Origin of the sequence: Leptolyngbya sp. AS-A5 (assembly GCF_039962495.1) — a bacterium.
GTDB lineage: Bacteria > Cyanobacteriota > Cyanobacteriia > Leptolyngbyales > Leptolyngbyaceae > Leptolyngbya.
This window is the reverse complement of sequence record NZ_JAMPLL010000016.1, coordinates 54,933-70,823: the sequence shown is the minus strand read 5'-3', so window position 1 is coordinate 70,823 and position 15,891 is coordinate 54,933. Positions and strand designations below refer to the sequence as shown.

Genomic DNA, 15,891 nt, shown 5'->3' with positions numbered 1-15,891 from the left:
ACTGGTTAGGAGCGCGTCAATAGTGATGCTGATTTATTTCAAGGAATTAAAATGACGAATCGAGAACAACTCTTATCCGAAATTGCTCAAGCTCCTGATGATCTGATTGAGGAACTAGCGGTCTTTCTGTCTGCTGCGAAAGCGCGACGAGCTGTTAAGCCTATCTCTGATAAACGTCGAACCCCCTCCGCTGTTATTGCTGGAAAAGGAGAAACGCTTGGGGATTTGGTCAGTCCGATCGTTGATGAGCAAGACTGGGAATGCCTGAAATAATTCTGCTCGATACACATCTCTGGTTTTGGTTTATCAATAAAGATCTCACCCGCTTTCCCAGTCACTGGAACACTGTGATCGAAAATGCCACTCAAGTAGGAGTTTCTCCTGTGTCTTGCTATGAAATTGCACTTGCCCATCAGAGAGGACGGCTCGCATTGCCCTGTTCAGCAGATCAATGGCTGCAAGAAGCGTTAGAGCCTTCTGGCATTGATTTATTTCCTTTGACGGCGGATATTGCTTATCGAGCAGTTAGTTTATCTCCGATTCATCGCGACCCGTTCGATCGCTTAATCATTGGAACCGCTTTGGTTTATAAAGCAACGCTACTCAGTATCGATAGTGTGTTTCCTCAATATCCAGAACTCGCTCCGTATCTCCTGCGATCGCAGCCATGAAAACACTCCAAATCACCCTCACTCTAATCGATGAGCGACACGCGAGATTAACCGCCAAACAAGATCAATCTCCGTTGATCTCTGAAAGATCGATCGCGCTTGATGACATTCAAACCCTGATTAAGAAATCGAAAACTGATTTCTACATGGCAGAACCTAACCCGGTAGAAGTCGGTAAGCAGCTTTATTTCTGGCTGGATGGGGACGATCGATGGCTCGGTCAAGCGCTCGATCAAACGCGGGAAGGGTTAGTGTTAGCGATCGAGACGGCGGAACGATTGTCGCATTTACCCTGGGAGACCCTGCACGATCGCACTGAGTTTCTGGTGATGCGATCGAATCCGGTGGTGATTGTGCGACAGGGTGAAGGCGTGGCGAAACTGCGAGACTTGCCAGAACGATCGCTTCAGGTGATGTTTATGGCGACTGATCCCGAAGCACCAGGAGAAACGAAGCTGAACTTTGAGCGGGAAGAAGCGGAGATTCTCGATGCGACGAGAGAGTTGCCGATGGTGCTGCGGGTCGAGGAAAGTGGCTCGATCGAGGGATTGAAAGACATTTGGCAGCGGTATGACGGGACGATGGATGTGCTGCATTTGTCGGGTCATGCGAATATTCGGGAGGTGAAACAGGAGAATGGCACGATCGAATATTTGCCGTACTTTGTGACGGAGACACAAACGGGGGCGCGAGACGAAGCCACAGCAGACAAGATCGCGCAAGTGCTGAAGTTTCGGGAGCCGCGATTGGTGTTTTTGTCGGGGTGCCGGACGGGAGAGGCAGGCGGACAGGGGGCGGTTCCGTCGTTGGCGGAACAGTTGATCAAGCAAGGAGTTCCGGCGGTGTTGGGGTGGGGGCGATCGGTGGGCGACCGAGTCGCAACGGTGGCGGCGGCGGTGCTGTATGAGAAGTTGGCGACGGGATATATATTAGCGCAGGCGTTGGCGTTTACGTATCAGACGATCGCACAAGATCAGACGATGACGGTGAAGGAGCGGAATCAGTGGCAACTATTACGGCTGTATACCGTGCGATCGAGTGAGGTTTGGGGGGCGTTTGTGTTGCCGTCTGGGGATCGGGTGGTTGCGCCGAGAGTGCAGTTTGAGGATTTGTTTCTCGATGCAGAGGAACAGGTGCGGGTGGCGAGTGCGGCGGAATTTGTGGGGCGGCGGCGGAATTTGCAGCGGTGTTTGCGGGCGTTGAGATCGCAGCCGGGAGTGGTGCTGCATGGTTTGGGTGGGGTAGGAAAGAGTACGGTCGCGAAACGATTGCTCGAACGGTTGGTGGAATATGCGCCGATCGTGATTTATCGGGAGTTGACGGAAGATCGGCTGATGAATGCGCTGTTGCGGCAGTGTGAATCGGAGAGGGGCTGTGAGATTCTCAATGGCAAGTTGGGACTGGCGCAGAAGTTGAGTAAGTTTTTTAAGCAGCGATCGAGTGAGAAAGAACCGCCGTTTGTGATCGTCTTGGATGATTTTGAGGCGAATTTGGAGGATCGCGGCGATGGATTGCAGGTGATGAGATCGGCAGTGGTTCCGGTGTTGCAGGGGGTGTTAGAGGGGATTAATCTGTCGGGTGTGCCGCATCGGGTGATTGTGACGAGTCGATATGATTTTGGCACGGGGATGCGCGATCGGTTGCATCGGGAGCCGTTGGCAGGGTTGCGCGATGGGGAATTGCAGAAAAAGTGCGATCGATTAACCGCGTTTCAATCGAAAGAGGTTGATTCAGAGTTACAGAAGAAAGCGATCGAGATCGCCGATGGGAATCCGCGCTTGCTGGAGTGGTTGGATCTGATCTTGTTGGATGGTGAGACGGATCAGATCAAGATTTTGGCGGCGATGGAGGGGAAGGAAGCGGAGTTTCGGGCACAGATTTTGGCGGATGAGTTGCTGAAACAACAGCCAGAAGCATTGGTCGAGATGTTGGGGCGGGGGATGGTGTTTGAAATTCCGGTGCCGCGATCGGTGTTCGAGTCGGTGTGTGAGGCGGAGGGGCGATCGGTGGAGCGAGCGATCGCGCTGGGGTTGCTGGAGGTCGTGCCGGATGGATCAGTGCGGGTTCCTCGGATTTTGATGGTGCAGGGGTTGGAAGTAGATGCGCTGGCAGGGGCGGCGGCGCGGGAGTTGTATCGGGTTTGGTGGCAAGGCGAAAAGGGTGCAACGGGAGATCAGGCGATCGAAATTCATCGGTTGGCGCTGATTGGGAGAGAGGGAGCGATCGCGGCGGAAATTGCTGATCGGGTTGCAGATCGATGGATAAACAAAAGCCGATTTCGGGAAGCGGGTCAGCTTTGTCGATCGACGCTAGAAGTAACCGAAGATTTCCGCGTTCGTCACCAACTTGCAAAAACCGAGGAACCATTAGGAGAGACAAATTCTGCACTTCAGAATTATCAAAAAGCTCTAGAAGATTATCCAGACACAGATGATAAAGCCGTTTTGCGTGAGAAGGCAGCCATTATTCACAATCTGGCAAACATCTACTACGCCAATCAAAGACAAGTGAATCAAGCGATCAACCTCTATCAACAATCGCTGCAACTCAATGAGCAAATCGGCAACGTGCAGGGAAAAGCGACGACGTTACACAATCTGGCAAGCATCTACGCCACTCAAGGACAAGTGAATCAAGCGATCAACCTCTATCAACAATCGCTGCAACTCAATGAGCAAATCGGCAACGTGCAGGGAAAAGCGACGACGTTACACCAAATGGCAGGCATCTACGCCACTCAAGGACAAGTGAATCAAGCGATCAACCTCTATCAACAATCGCTGCAACTCAATGAGCAAATCGGCAACGTGCAGGGAAAAGCGACGACGTTAAACAATTTGGCAAGCATCTACGCCACTCAAGGACAAGTGAATCAAGCGATCAAGCTTTTCAATCAGTCCCTTGTATTAAAGGAGCAAATTGGATATGTTCAGGGAAAAGCAATGACGCTCTGGTGCTTAGGAGGATTAGCACATCGACAAGGAGAGGATGCTTCAGCAATTCCCTACTTGCAAGAAGCCGCAGCCATACTTCAGCAAATCGGTTCACCTGATGCCGCGAAGGCCATCGATTTATTAAATCGTGTAATTGTTCAAATGCTGCAATCTCCCGAAGGACAACAACGCCTACAAGAGATTTTTAACCCCGAACTGGTTCAGCAATGGATTCAGGCGCTGAACGAAGAAGCGCAGGATTAGAAGATCAAAGCATTATCGATTCGCGTCGATTCGGATTGTCGATCGCGAGATATTGATCGACGATAATAAAACGTGAGTTCGACGAAATTTCTTGCTTCGTTTTAATCGGCTTCTTGCCCCCTAAATCCCTCATTCTGGGGGACTTAGAAAACAGCAATTTCCTAAATTGAAGCGGTTTCTTAATCTTCAAATTCCCCCACTCGTGGGGGATTTGGGGGGCGACCCGGATTCAGCATCGAAGCAAATTCTTTCGTCGAACTCACGTTAATAAAAGCAGCAAAATCAGGTTGAATAACGCGGATGAATTCGGGGATGAAGCAATCGATCGACGACTTGATCATTCTGCAAATGAGACTCAGCGATCGCACTGACATCGCTTGGTTTCACCCGACAATACCAAATTTCATCGGGTAAAACTCTCACGATTGCACCAAGATTGCATTGGCCTTGGCATTCACTCGGAACGATCGACACCTCAGAATCCGCACAGTCTAAAAAAGCTGCCAGCACCTCGGCTGATCCTTGAGCAAGACAGCTTTGGTACTGGCAAACGAGAATTTGTTTAGAAGACATTAGACAATCAAAGAACTTTATCTTAGATTGCCCTTATCGCCCGAAACCTTTGCCTTTGTTTTGTGAAGACGGACAGACACAGGCTTCGATTTGCGATCGTAATTCCTCATGATCCAAATTTTGTCCGATGAGCACCAGTTGATTCTTCGGAGTGCCTTTCCATTCGTCGTCATCGAGCGAGAACCGCTTGCCGCTCAAGTGGAAAATGTGACGCTTCGGACTTTCATCAAACCAGAGAATGCCTTTGGCGCGAAACACATTGGTCGGAAGCTGATTATCAAGGAAATGCTGGAACTTCCGAATGCTGAGCGGTCGATCGCTCTCGAATGAAACCGAGGTGAAACCATCATTCTCTAAGTGATTCGAGTGGTGATGGTGATGATCGTGATCGTGATCGTGAGTGCAATGTCCATGATCATGATCGCAGGCAGAATGATCGTGATGGTCATGAGCGTGATCATGTTCGTGGTCATGATGATCCGATTCAGCGTCCGGGTCAAAGTATTTATCGGACTCAAATAGACCCACACTCAACAAGGCAGCTAACGGAACTTGCCCCTTAACCGTACGGAGAATTCTCGCACCGTCTTTGATATCTCGAATCCGAACTTCGAGCGCATCGACGTTGGCTTCATCGACTAGATCCGTTTTGTTCAGCAAAATGATATCGCCGTAAGCAATCTGGCTGTAAGCCGCTTCACTATTGAACAGATCTAGGCTGAAGTTTTCAGAATCGACCACGGTAACGATCGAATCAAGCCGAGTCAGATCCCGCAGTTCCGTTCCTAAGAATGTCAGTGCAACCGGAAGCGGATCGGCAAGTCCAGTCGTTTCAACGACGAGATAATCGATCTGGTCTTGGCGTTCTAGAACCTTGTAGACCGCATCAACCAGATCGTTATTGATGGTGCAACAGATACAGCCGTTGCTGAGTTCCACCATATTCTTATCTTCATCGGTCTGGATAATCAGTTCGTTATCGATACCGATTTCACCGAACTCGTTGACCAACACGGCAGTTTTTAAGCCCTGTTGATTCGTCAAAATGTGGTTCAGCAGCGTGGTTTTACCGCTACCCAAGAAGCCTGTGATAATCGTAACCGGAAGCCCAGTTTTGGGCACATCCATTGTGGATTCAGACTGAGTGCTGACTGATTGCATAGCACGATCGCATCAAATATCTTTTCCCCCATTATTGCTGATCAGAATCGATTAAGATGGGCTATCAGTCTTTATTGTGTTTAAGAATTTCATGGCTTTAGTCGTTTACAACACCCTAACTCGCCGGAAGGAGCCGTTTGAGCCGATCTTATCCGATCAGGTGAAGATGTATTGCTGCGGAGTTACGGTGTATGACGATTGCCATTTGGGTCATGCGCGATCGTACATCGTCTGGGATACAGTGCGGCGTTATTTGATGTGGCGCGGCTATCGAGTGCGCTATGTGCAGAATTTTACTGATATCGATGACAAAATTCTCAGACGAGCGCGGGAAGAAGGTTCGACGATGGAAGCCGTGGCAGAACGCAATATTCAAACATATTTCGAGGATATGCGGCGGTTGAATATTCTCGATGCAGATGCTTATCCTCGCGCGACCGAAACGCTGGACGGGATTAAACGCCTGATTCGCGAATTAGAGGAAAAAGAATTTGCATATGCGGCGGATGGCGATGTGTACTACGCCGTTCAGCAGGATAAAGAGTACGGCAAGCTTTCGGGACGCAAGTTAGACGAGATGCAGGCGGGTGCGAGTGGGCGCGTCGATGATGACGAACCGAAAAAGCGCTATCCGTTTGATTTTGCACTTTGGAAAGGGGCGAAACCGGGTGAGCCTGCTTGGGAGTCGCCTTGGGGTAAAGGTCGTCCGGGTTGGCATATTGAATGCTCGGCAATGGTGCGGGAATTTTTGGGAGAGTCGATCGATATTCATGTCGGCGGTGCGGATCTAATCTTTCCGCATCATGAAAATGAGATTGCTCAGTCGGAAGCGGTCACGGGTCGATCGCTGGCGAATTACTGGTTGCACAACGGCATGGTGAATGTCGGCGGCGAGAAAATGTCGAAGTCGCTGGGTAATTTCACCACAATTCGGGATTTGCTGGACAAAAAAGGCGCTGATCCGATGGTGGTTCGCTTGTTTGTGTTGCAGGCGGGGTATCGTAAGCCGATCGATTTTACCGATGATGCCTTGGCTGCGGCTGAAAACGGCTGGAATACCTTAAAAGATGGCTTGTTATTTGGGTTCAAGCTCAATTCTACTCCGGAGGGAGAACTCGATCGAACTTCCTTAACCGTGCAAGAATTCCAAGCCGCAATGGATGATGATTTCAATACATCCGGTGCATTGGCGGCTCTATTCCCCATCGCTAAAGAATTACAGCGCGAAGGCAACATTCTCGTACACGAAGGTAAAACCGAAGCGGAACCTGAAACTCTTCTTGCACAGTGGAAAACCCTGATCGAACTGGCGAAAGTTTTGGGACTCGAAGCCCAACCCGAAGAAACAGCGGTGGGATTATCTGATGCCGCGATCGTCGCGCTGGTCGAAGAACGCAAAGCCGCGAAAAAGGCGAAAAATTATGCCGAAGCCGATCGCATTCGCAACGAACTTCAAGCTCAAGGAATCACGCTGATCGATAAACCAGGCGGTGAAACGATTTGGCATCGCTAGACTAGAAGTACCGCACTATAATGACTTATCTCTGATGGCAAGTTTTCCACCAGAGATTGAGATCGAGTATTCCCACTTATCCCAAGCCCCATGGTTTCTGAACTTTCCCATTTTCTCAATGCGATCGATGTCCCCGCCGATTGGGTGGGGCTACGGGCAACCAAGGAAGCATCAACCACGCGATCTGTCCGCGATGGCATTCCCGAAACAAACGGCTCATCGCTAACTCAGGGCGTGATGGTCGAAGTCTTGGTCAAGGGTCAGATTGGGTACGCCGCAACCAATCTGATCACGCTTGCAGGAATTCAAGCCGCAGCACAAAAGGCGTACCGTCAAGCGATCGCGGCTTCAGAATGGAACATCTATTCGACCCCGATTTCGGCACGTCCGAAAGTGGTCGGACAGTATGTTTCTCCGTTGGTGAAGCCGTTCGATGCGCTTAGCCCTGGTGAAATTAATGACATCTTGATTAAGATCACCCGCGAACTCAAAGTCTCTGATCAGATCGTGCAAACCAGCTCCACCGCCCTCACGACTGAGACAGAAACTTGGTTTGTCAGCACAAACGGTTCAGAAGTGTATCAGCATTTCTTTCGCATCGGAACTGACTATTCCGCAACGGCTCAAGAGGGCGCGATCGTTCAGCGTCGATCAAACAACGGCTGGCTGGCAAGCTGTTATCAGGGCGGCTTGGAATACTTCATTACTCCGGATCTGTGGGCGCGAGTGCAGCAAGTTGGAGCACAAGCGATCGAACTGCTCACGGCTGAAGACTGTCCGAATGAAACGACCACGTTGGTTCTTGCTCCGGATCAAATGCTGCTGCAAATTCATGAGAGTGTTGGGCATCCGTTGGAACTCGATCGAATTCTGGGCGATGAGCGCAACTATGCCGGTGGGAGCTTTGTCAAACTCCAAGACTTTGGAAACTTGGTGTATGGCTCTCCGTTGATGAACATTACCTTTGATCCGACGGTTTCTGGAGAATTTGCTAGTTACAGTTTTGATGACACTGGCGCACCTGCAAGTCGTGAATATTTGATCAAAGAAGGCGTTTTACAGCGCGGAGTCGGTAGCCTCGAAAGCCAAGCCAGAACTGGGGTAAAAGGGGTTGCTTGTGCGCGGGCATCGTCTTGGAATCGTCCGCCGATCGACCGCATGGCAAATCTCAACCTTGAACCCGGCGATCAAAGCTTTGAAGAAATCATTGCCGGCATCGATCGCGGCATTTACATGGAATCGAATCGCTCTTGGTCGATCGACGATCAGCGCCACAAATTCCAGTTCAGTTGCGAATACGCCAAACGCATCGAAAACGGCAAGCTGACGAAGACTCTACGCAATCCGAACTATCGCAGCATCACGCCGCAGTTTTGGGGCGGACTAATTGCTGTGGGCGATCGTTCGACTTGGCAAATGTACGGCACGCCGATGTGCGGGAAAGGCGAACCGAATCAGGCAATCACGGTCGGACATGGTTCACCGATCGCAGTGTTTGCAAATATCGAAGTTTTTGGCGGGGGTGCATAACGATGTTGGAAAATAGCTTTAATCAACTGGTTGAGGAAATCCGCAATCAGTTGAAACCCGATGAGCAATTCACGCTGACGCTGGATAGTGAACAAAGCCAATTCACGCGATTTAATCATGCCAAAGTTCGCCAAACTGGAAGTGTCAACGATGGCAATCTGCAATTGGTGTTAATGCACAATCAGCGCAGCAGTTATCGAGAGTTTCCGTTTACAGGCGATTTTGAAAACGATCGACGAACGGCAATCCAGGCGATCGCATCGCTGCGTGAAGAGGTAGCACAGCTTCCAGAAAATCCTTATCTAGTGCTTCCGGCTGGCAATAATACCAGTCGTGAAGTTCATACCGGTCAACTGCTCGATCCAGAAGCAGTCGTTTCAGCTTTGCTGCCTGTCGTATCCGATCTTGATTTCACAGGCATTTATGCGGCCGGATCGGTGATTCGTGCCTATGCCGATTCGGTGGGTCAAAAACACTGGTTTGCAACGGATTCGTATTCGCTCGATTACTCGCTGTTTACACCAGATGGGCAAGCCGTAAAAGGAACGCTTGCGGGATCAGATTGGGATAGTGAGGCGTATCAAGCGAGGATTGAAGAATCTCGATCGCAGTTAAGCCGCATGGCACAACCGCCGAAATCGATCCAACGGGGACAATATCGCACCTATCTTGCCCCTGCTGCGCTTGCAGAACTCGCCTCGATGCTGTCTTGGGGCGGCATTAGTGAGTCCTCCCATCAACAAGGCGGAAGCTGTTTTAGTGCCATGCGGCGCGGCGAGAAAAAGCTATCTCCCAAGTTCACGCTGAAAGAAAACTTCAAATCTGGCTTAGTGCCGCGATTTAATGAACTGGGTGAAATTGCACCCTTGGAACTCTCGCTGATTGAATCGGGTGAGCTGATTAATATGCTCACTTCATCCAGAACCGCGAAAGAGTACGGACTAGAAGCGAATGGTGCATCTGAGAGCGAAGGACTACGATCGCCCGAAATTCTCCCTGGAGACTTAGACCACGATCGCATTCTTCAAGCTTTAGACACAGGGCTATATCTCTCCAATCTGCATTATCTTAACTGGAGCGATCGTCCCACGGGTCGAATTACCGGAATGACCCGATATGCCTGCTTTTGGGTGGAAAATGGCGAGATTGTTGCGCCGATCGAAAATCTCAGATTCGATGATAGTCTGTATCAGTTCTGGGGCGAGAACTTGATTGCATTAACCAATTTCCAGGAGTTCGTTCCTGAAGTTGGAACCTATGGACATCGGAATTTAGGCGGGGTTCACGTTCCTGGTATGCTCGTGGAGAACTTCACTTATACGCTTTAATAATGCTCACCAGGGCACATCAATTTCTGATGACTTCGAGCGAGCCAGAGAACAATCCTACGAAGAACTTGCGTGCGGCTGCCCTCTGGCTCGGTCTGAGTCTCGTTTTTGCTCTTTATTACGGCATTCTCGCGCTACAGAAAGCGTTTCGAGCCGATTTTGTGGTGCAAGATGATGCAAGAGAATATGTGTTCTGGATGCAGCGATTTATTGATCCCACTCTGCTGCCCAATGATCTGATTGCTCAGTATTTCAAGTCAATTACCCCACCTGGATATGCTGCTATTTATCAGGTGATGGCGATGTTTGGAGTGCAGCCGCTTTGGTTGAGTAAAGTGCTTCCGATCGCGCTTGGATTAATCGCAACCCTGTACAGCTTTGCCCTCTGCTTACGATTGTTTCCATTTGCTGTTACCGGATTTATCGCCACACTAATCCTGAATCAGAGTCTATGGTTTCGAGATGATTTGAATTCTGCAACTCCTAGATCATTTATCACACCCTTATTCTTAGCGTTTCTATATTCTCTCATTCGTAATCAACGAGTTGGTATTCTGATCACATTAGTTTTACAAGCATTAATTTATCCACCTTTAGTATTGATTACGATCGCGTTTTTATGTCTAAGGCTATGGAATTGGGAATCTAGAAAACTTCGTCTTGACCAACTTAAATTCGTTGGAGTTTGTATTGGATTTAGCGCGATCGCACTTGTACCCTATGCCATTTCTTCTGCGGAATTTGCGCCTGTGATCACGCGATCGCAAGCCCTAACGATGCCAGAACTATATCCAGGGGGAAGACATCCCTTCTTCAATCTGAATCCTTGGGTCTTCTGGCTATTTGGCGAACATAGCGGAATCATTCCACCTCTAATGCCTCCGTTAATCTGGTTTGGATTATTGCTGCCGATTTTGATGCGATATCCGTCAAGATTTCCACTGGTACAGCAAATCAATCGCAAAATCGCAGTTTTACCGCAGATCATTTGGGTCTCATTAGGGCTATATGGCGCGGCTCACCTCTTGTTGCTCAGGCTATTTTTTCCCACCAGATATACAGCACACAGTTTCCGAATTGTATTGGCGATCGCAGCAGGAATCACGCTTACTGTTCTAGCCGATACCACCCTTCGAGCCTGTGAAAGTTTAGCTATTCGGCAACGATGGATCGCACTGGGTGCAAGACTCAGTTTGATCAGTGCGATCGGCATTGTGCTGGTGTTCTATCCTCAGTTCTCGCGAGGCTTTCCCAGCACAAACTTCCGGGTCGGAAATGCACCGCTCTATCAATTTCTGCAAACTCAGCCCAAAGATACCTTAATCGCAACGCTTTCCGACGAAGCGAACAATATTTCAACCTTTGCTCAACGCTCTGTTTTATTTAGCAGAGAACATTCACTTCCGTTTCATCTGGGTTATTACCGTCAGATTCGCCAGCGTATTATTGATGTGTTGCAGGCGCAATATAGTTCGGATTTAACATTGGCAAAACAAGCGATCGAGCGGTACAACATCAAATTCTGGTTAATCGAGCAATCCGCGTTTACACCAGAGTATCTAACCCGCGCAGACTGGCTTGAAAGCTTTCAACCGGCATATTCGATCGCGCTTACCAATTTACAGCAGGGAAAAACGCCCGCACTCAGTCAACTCACACGCTGCTCAGTCTTCACCACACCGGAATTCACGCTTTTAGATACAGCCTGTATCACTCATTTTTCACGCCCCTGATACAGCCCTTTCCGGTTGCATTGGCTAAACTGCTAGAATTACGCCAGAATCACCGATTCACAATGCTGAAACGCCTGTCCGGTTTAGCTCTGATTACCCGCTTTTTTCGATTCCTCAAGTACCTCAACTTCAAAACGGTGGCAGTTATCATTCGGCGGGCTGCCCAACATCGCTTACCCGGACTCTCGGCTGAAATTGCCTACAATGCAATTTTTGCACTGTTTCCAGCAGCACTCGCTGTCTTGAGCGCGATCGGGCTGTTCGAGCTTTCCGAAGCCAATTTCCGCACCCTCACCAACCAACTGAATCAAGTCATCCCCGAACAAGCAGTCGTCTTAATTCGGGGATCACTGGAATATCTACAAGCAAGAAGCAATCAGCAGTTATTTTCGCTCAGTTTCTTAGCCGCGATCTGGGTGTCTTCGAGTGTCACAGGCTCAACAATGGCAGCCTTAGATCAAATCTATCGGATTCCGCGTAAACGAGTTCGACCGTTTTGGCAGGCAAAATTGGTCGCCCTCGCTTTAGCACTGGGAACGGGTTTGCTACTTGTAGCGGCGCTGCTGATTGTCGTGATTAGCGATGTTGCAGTTCAGATTGTCGCCTTTAACAGTGGAGGGTTTGCCCATACTGTGTTTCACCTCTGGCATCATTTGAGTTTACCGATCGCATTAGTGATTCTGGCGTTAGCCCTGAGCTTTATCTATCGGTTTGGTACGAGTCAGTGGCGGCATGGAACACCAATTCTGCCAGGAGCAATTCTAGCCGCGTTACTCTGGGCAATGCTATCTGGATTGCTGCGGTTTTATGTGGCTCAAGTTGGGAATTTCAGCCAGGTGTATGGCGCGATCGGGGCTGTGATTGTTTTGCTGTTGTGGCTTTACCTCAGCGCGTTTGTGATGTTGTTGGGCGGTTTAGTCAATTCTGTGGTTGGAGAAGCTATGCAGAAAAAATCAGAGTACGAGCGCCCATAACAAACATTGGGCAAGGCTAAGATTTCCTCTGTTAATTGCCCGATCAAACGCATTAGCTTCTCCAGCTATGGATTAGTCATTTGCCTTGACGCGCTTGCTTGTGCCTGTCGATTTTTTCGCCGCTGCCGCTTTCGTCGTCGATCGCTTTGCCGCGGTTTTCGTTGAACTCTTAGCCGTCGTTTTTTTCGCAGTGGTTTTCGCGGTCGTGGTCTTCTTCGACTTGGTAGTTTTCTTCGTTCCAGCTTTTGCCGCTAACGCTTGAACCGCTACATCCATCGTGATCTCCTCAACCGTCTGACCTTCAGGCAGTGAAGCGTTCACCTTGCCGTGTTTGAGATAAGCGCCATACGGGCCGTTATAGATGTTGACGGGTTCTCCATCGTCGGGGTGTGCGCCTAGCTCTCGAATTGGGGTAGCAGTACCACGTTTGCCGCGAACGGCTTTTGGTTCTGCAAACAGTTGTAAAGCTCGATCGAGCGTAATCGTCGTTACATCATCGCCGGCTTTGAGCGATCGATAATCTTTTTTCGGTTTACCTTCTTCGTCTTTGCCCAAATCATGCACGATGTAGGGACCAAAACGACCGATCGCGGCTTGAATTTTCCGTTCCGTTTCTGGGTGAACCCCTAACGTTCTCGGCAAAGACAGCAATCCGACTGCCATCTCTAAGGTTACGTCTTCGGGCTTCACTTTTGGCGGGATCGAAACGTTCTTAGGTTTCGGATTCTCGTCGGTTTTGTCGCCAAGCTGAATGTAATGACCATAAGGCCCAAGCTTGACGTAAATTGGCTCTCCAGATTCGGGATGATACCCTAGCACTTTCGGTCCTTTTAGCAAGACCTCGACCTGTTCGGGGTTGAGATCCGCAGGTGGCATATCTTTCGGCAAATTGATGTTTCCGTTCTCGGATTCGATGTAGGCTCCGGTGCGGCTAATCCGAATTTTTGTTTCTAGATCGTCAAGATGAATCGTTCGGGCTTCTTTGGGATCAATATTACTGTCGCGCTCTTTGACCTGAGTTTCAAGCCCGTGATCCCCAAGATAAAACTGCTTCAAGTACGGCAGCCAATCGACTTCGCCCGAAGCAATGTCATCTAAGGCTTGCTCCATTTTGGACGTAAACCGCAGATCTACAATGTCCGGGAAATGCTTTTCGAGCAGATCTACGACCGCAAACGCTGTAAAGGTTGGAACGAGAGTATTGCCGACCAGTTGAGCGTATCCTTTGCGCTCGTCGGTAATCGTACCAATAATGCTGGCGTAGGTCGAAGGTCGTCCAATCCCTTCACTTTCTAGCGTTTTGACTAAAGAAGCTTCGGTAAAACGGGCGGGCGGTTGGGTTTCATGCCCGATCGCTTCTAACTGATTGCACTTGGGATGGTCGCCAGCCCGCATCGGCGGCAGGATGATTTCTTGGTTCTCGATCGCAGCATTCGGATCGTCTGATCCCTCCACATACGCCCGGAAGAATCCTGGAAAATCAATCCGCTTACCGCTCGCTCTAAATCCGGCATCTTCGACCTGAATCTGTGCCGTTACTTGAGTTTGGCGTGCTTCTGCCATCTGAGTCGCAACGGTTCGCTTCCAAATCAAGTCGTACAGTTTTAATTCGCGATCCCTTAGCCCACTTTCTCTCGGAGTGCGGAAGGTACTTCCCGCAGGACGGATCGCTTCGTGTGCCTCCTGCGCGCCTTTGCTCTTAGTGGTGTATTGGCGCGGTTGGGGACTGAGGTAATCGGTTCCGTACATTGCTTCAACACAACTGCGGGCGGCTGCGATCGCTTGCTGCGATAAATGCACCGAGTCCGTTCGCATATAAGTAATGTAGCCTTGCTCGTACAGGCTCTGCGCCGTCCGCATCGTATCCCGCGCCGATAAGCCTAATTTACGGTTCGCTTCTTGTTGCAGCGTCGAAGTCGTAAACGGAGGCGAAGGTTTCCGCGTGACGGGACGTTCTTCTAAATCCGAAACCGTCCAAACCTTGCCGTCTAATCGGGCTTGTAAGGCTCTTGCTTCTTCTTCGCTCAACAATACGACGTTTCGACCTGCGACAATTTGTCCGGTCGATTCATCGAAATCCGCACCCGTCGCAATTTTGCGTCCCGCTAATGTAACGAGCTTCGCTTCAAATTCTTGTTTTGGAGCGGCATCCACCGCCAGCAGCGCTTTTAAATCCCAATACGTCCCTTTGCGGAAGGCGCGACGTTGACGCTCCCGATTCACTAGCAACCGCACCGCGACCGACTGCACCCGACCGGCTGATAGGCCATAGGCAATCTTCTTCCAGAGCAGCGGCGACAGCGTGTAGCCGACCAAGCGATCGAGAATCCGGCGCGTTTCCTGAGCGCGGACTAATCTCACATCAATATCGCGGCAGTTATCGATCGCGCTCTTGATTGCGTCTTCGGTGATTTCGTGAAAGACCATGCGCTTGACGGGCACTTTCGGCTTGAGAAGCTGAAGCAAATGCCAGCTAATACTTTCACCCTCGCGATCTTCGTCAGTCGCCAGCACCAATTCATCCGCCTCTTTCAGCGCATCTTTTAAGGTCTTGACGACTTTCGATTTATCCTTTGGAATAAGATAAATTGGCTCAAAGCCTGCCTCAATATTGACACCAAGTTCCCGCACCCGTTTATCGGTAATCGAATCGGGGACATCGCTCGTGGATTGAGGGAGATCGCGCACATGTCCCATCGATGCCTCAACGCGGTAGCCGCGAGGCAAGTAGTTGCGAATGGTGCGGGCTTTCGTCGGAGATTCGACAATGACAAGAGTTGGCATGAGTCTGTCTAACTAGAAATCGCTGTTCAACAAGAATCAGGGCGTATTGATACCAATATCACTCACTTTGATCGATCGTGGGGTACGGAAAACCACGCTTGAGGCGTATAGCAGCCGTGATGCCACTCGCTTCTAACTTATAACCATACCCAACTGCTCAATTTGATTCACCCAAAAATGATCAAATCCAGAAGAAATAGACCAGTCGAAATAACTGTCACAAACACCTAAGTCTATGACTGTAGACGATCGACGATCAATCGTCTATCTTTTGGCAGAAATTCATTCTGAGGGCAGTTGCTTGATCAATATAGATCACACTTGATAGGTGCATCATAACGATCCCAATTACAAGATGCACCAGAGAAGCGAGATTCAACGAGAACGAGGCAGCCGTTGCACGATAGAATCCCTAGAAGGCGAAGTA

Annotated in this window: 11 protein-coding genes; 8 read left to right on the top strand and 3 right to left on the bottom strand. The window is 49.7% G+C overall.

The features are described from left to right. The first annotated feature begins 51 nt into the window (after nt 1–51). Genes NC980_RS17495 through NC980_RS17485 form a run of 3 tightly spaced genes read left to right on the top strand, consistent with a single transcriptional unit; the run spans nt 52 to nt 3,868 of the window. The gene (locus NC980_RS17495) at nt 52–273 is read left to right on the top strand and encodes a hypothetical protein (RefSeq protein ID WP_190376508.1); all 222 of its coding nucleotides are present in this window, start codon (nt 52–54) and stop codon (nt 271–273) included. Beyond that, nucleotides 261–671, top strand: a complete 411-nt coding sequence (locus tag NC980_RS17490) for a PIN domain-containing protein (RefSeq protein ID WP_190376470.1) — start codon at nt 261–263, stop codon at nt 669–671. Before NC980_RS17495 ends, NC980_RS17490 begins: the two co-directional genes overlap by 13 nt. Next, nucleotides 668–3,868, top strand: coding sequence for a tetratricopeptide repeat protein (locus NC980_RS17485; protein WP_190376469.1), 3,201 nt, complete (start codon nt 668–670; stop codon nt 3,866–3,868). The genes NC980_RS17490 and NC980_RS17485 overlap by 4 nt, the downstream gene beginning before the upstream one ends. Before the next feature lie 282 nt (nt 3,869–4,150). Here NC980_RS17485 and NC980_RS17480 read toward each other — a convergent pair whose 3' ends face one another. Beyond that, complete coding sequence (locus tag NC980_RS17480; protein WP_190376468.1) at nt 4,151–4,441, bottom strand: (2Fe-2S) ferredoxin domain-containing protein; 291 nt, start codon at nt 4,439–4,441, stop codon at nt 4,151–4,153. Between the two features lie 33 nt (nt 4,442–4,474). Beyond that, nucleotides 4,475–5,602, bottom strand: coding sequence for a GTP-binding protein (locus tag NC980_RS17475; RefSeq protein WP_190376467.1), 1,128 nt, complete (start codon nt 5,600–5,602; stop codon nt 4,475–4,477). Nucleotides 5,603–5,693: 91 nt separating this feature from the next. On the opposite strand from NC980_RS17475, the gene cysS reads away from it, so the two are divergent. The 5 genes from cysS to NC980_RS17450 all read left to right on the top strand — a co-directional run bounded on the left by cysS (nt 5,694) and on the right by NC980_RS17450 (nt 12,680). Then, on the top strand, nt 5,694–7,115 hold the full coding sequence (gene cysS / locus NC980_RS17470; protein ID WP_190376466.1) for a cysteine--tRNA ligase: 1,422 nt from the start codon (nt 5,694–5,696) through the stop codon (nt 7,113–7,115). Nucleotides 7,116–7,205: 90 nt separating this feature from the next. After that, nucleotides 7,206–8,645 carry a TldD/PmbA family protein gene (locus tag NC980_RS17465; RefSeq protein WP_190376465.1) on the top strand — a complete coding sequence of 480 codons (1,440 nt, stop codon included), beginning with the start codon at nt 7,206–7,208 and terminating at the stop codon, nt 8,643–8,645. A gap of 2 nt (nt 8,646–8,647) precedes the next feature. Continuing rightward, entirely contained in the window at nt 8,648–9,973 is a 1,326-nt protein-coding gene (locus NC980_RS17460) for a TldD/PmbA family protein (protein WP_190376464.1), read from the top strand. 2 nt (nt 9,974–9,975) lie between these two features. Next, complete coding sequence (locus NC980_RS17455) at nt 9,976–11,706, top strand: hypothetical protein (RefSeq protein ID WP_348253937.1); 1,731 nt, start codon at nt 9,976–9,978, stop codon at nt 11,704–11,706. Nucleotides 11,707–11,768: 62 nt separating this feature from the next. After that, entirely contained in the window at nt 11,769–12,680 is a 912-nt protein-coding gene (locus NC980_RS17450) for a YihY/virulence factor BrkB family protein (RefSeq protein ID WP_190376462.1), read from the top strand. A gap of 72 nt (nt 12,681–12,752) precedes the next feature. On the opposite strand, the gene topA is transcribed toward NC980_RS17450, so the two are convergent. After that, nucleotides 12,753–15,464 carry a type I DNA topoisomerase gene (gene topA / locus NC980_RS17445; RefSeq protein WP_190376461.1) on the bottom strand — a complete coding sequence of 904 codons (2,712 nt, stop codon included), beginning with the start codon at nt 15,462–15,464 and terminating at the stop codon, nt 12,753–12,755. Nucleotides 15,465–15,891 lie beyond the last annotated feature (427 nt).

Excerpts from the sequence above, each read along its gene's own strand:
- NC980_RS17495 (WP_190376508.1), top strand. The coding sequence starts at position 52 with ATGACGAATCGAGAACAACTCTTATCCGAAATTGCTCAAGCTCCTGAT.
- NC980_RS17490 (WP_190376470.1), top strand. The coding sequence starts at position 261 with ATGCCTGAAATAATTCTGCTCGATACACATCTCTGGTTTTGGTTTATC.
- NC980_RS17485 (WP_190376469.1), top strand. The coding sequence starts at position 668 with ATGAAAACACTCCAAATCACCCTCACTCTAATCGATGAGCGACACGCG.
- NC980_RS17480 (WP_190376468.1), bottom strand. The coding sequence starts at position 4,441 with ATGTCTTCTAAACAAATTCTCGTTTGCCAGTACCAAAGCTGTCTTGCT.
- NC980_RS17475 (WP_190376467.1), bottom strand. The coding sequence starts at position 5,602 with ATGCAATCAGTCAGCACTCAGTCTGAATCCACAATGGATGTGCCCAAA.
- cysS (WP_190376466.1), top strand. The coding sequence starts at position 5,694 with ATGGCTTTAGTCGTTTACAACACCCTAACTCGCCGGAAGGAGCCGTTT.
- NC980_RS17465 (WP_190376465.1), top strand. The coding sequence starts at position 7,206 with ATGGTTTCTGAACTTTCCCATTTTCTCAATGCGATCGATGTCCCCGCC.
- NC980_RS17460 (WP_190376464.1), top strand. The coding sequence starts at position 8,648 with ATGTTGGAAAATAGCTTTAATCAACTGGTTGAGGAAATCCGCAATCAG.
- NC980_RS17455 (WP_348253937.1), top strand. The coding sequence starts at position 9,976 with ATGCTCACCAGGGCACATCAATTTCTGATGACTTCGAGCGAGCCAGAG.
- NC980_RS17450 (WP_190376462.1), top strand. The coding sequence starts at position 11,769 with ATGCTGAAACGCCTGTCCGGTTTAGCTCTGATTACCCGCTTTTTTCGA.
- topA (WP_190376461.1), bottom strand. The coding sequence starts at position 15,464 with ATGCCAACTCTTGTCATTGTCGAATCTCCGACGAAAGCCCGCACCATT.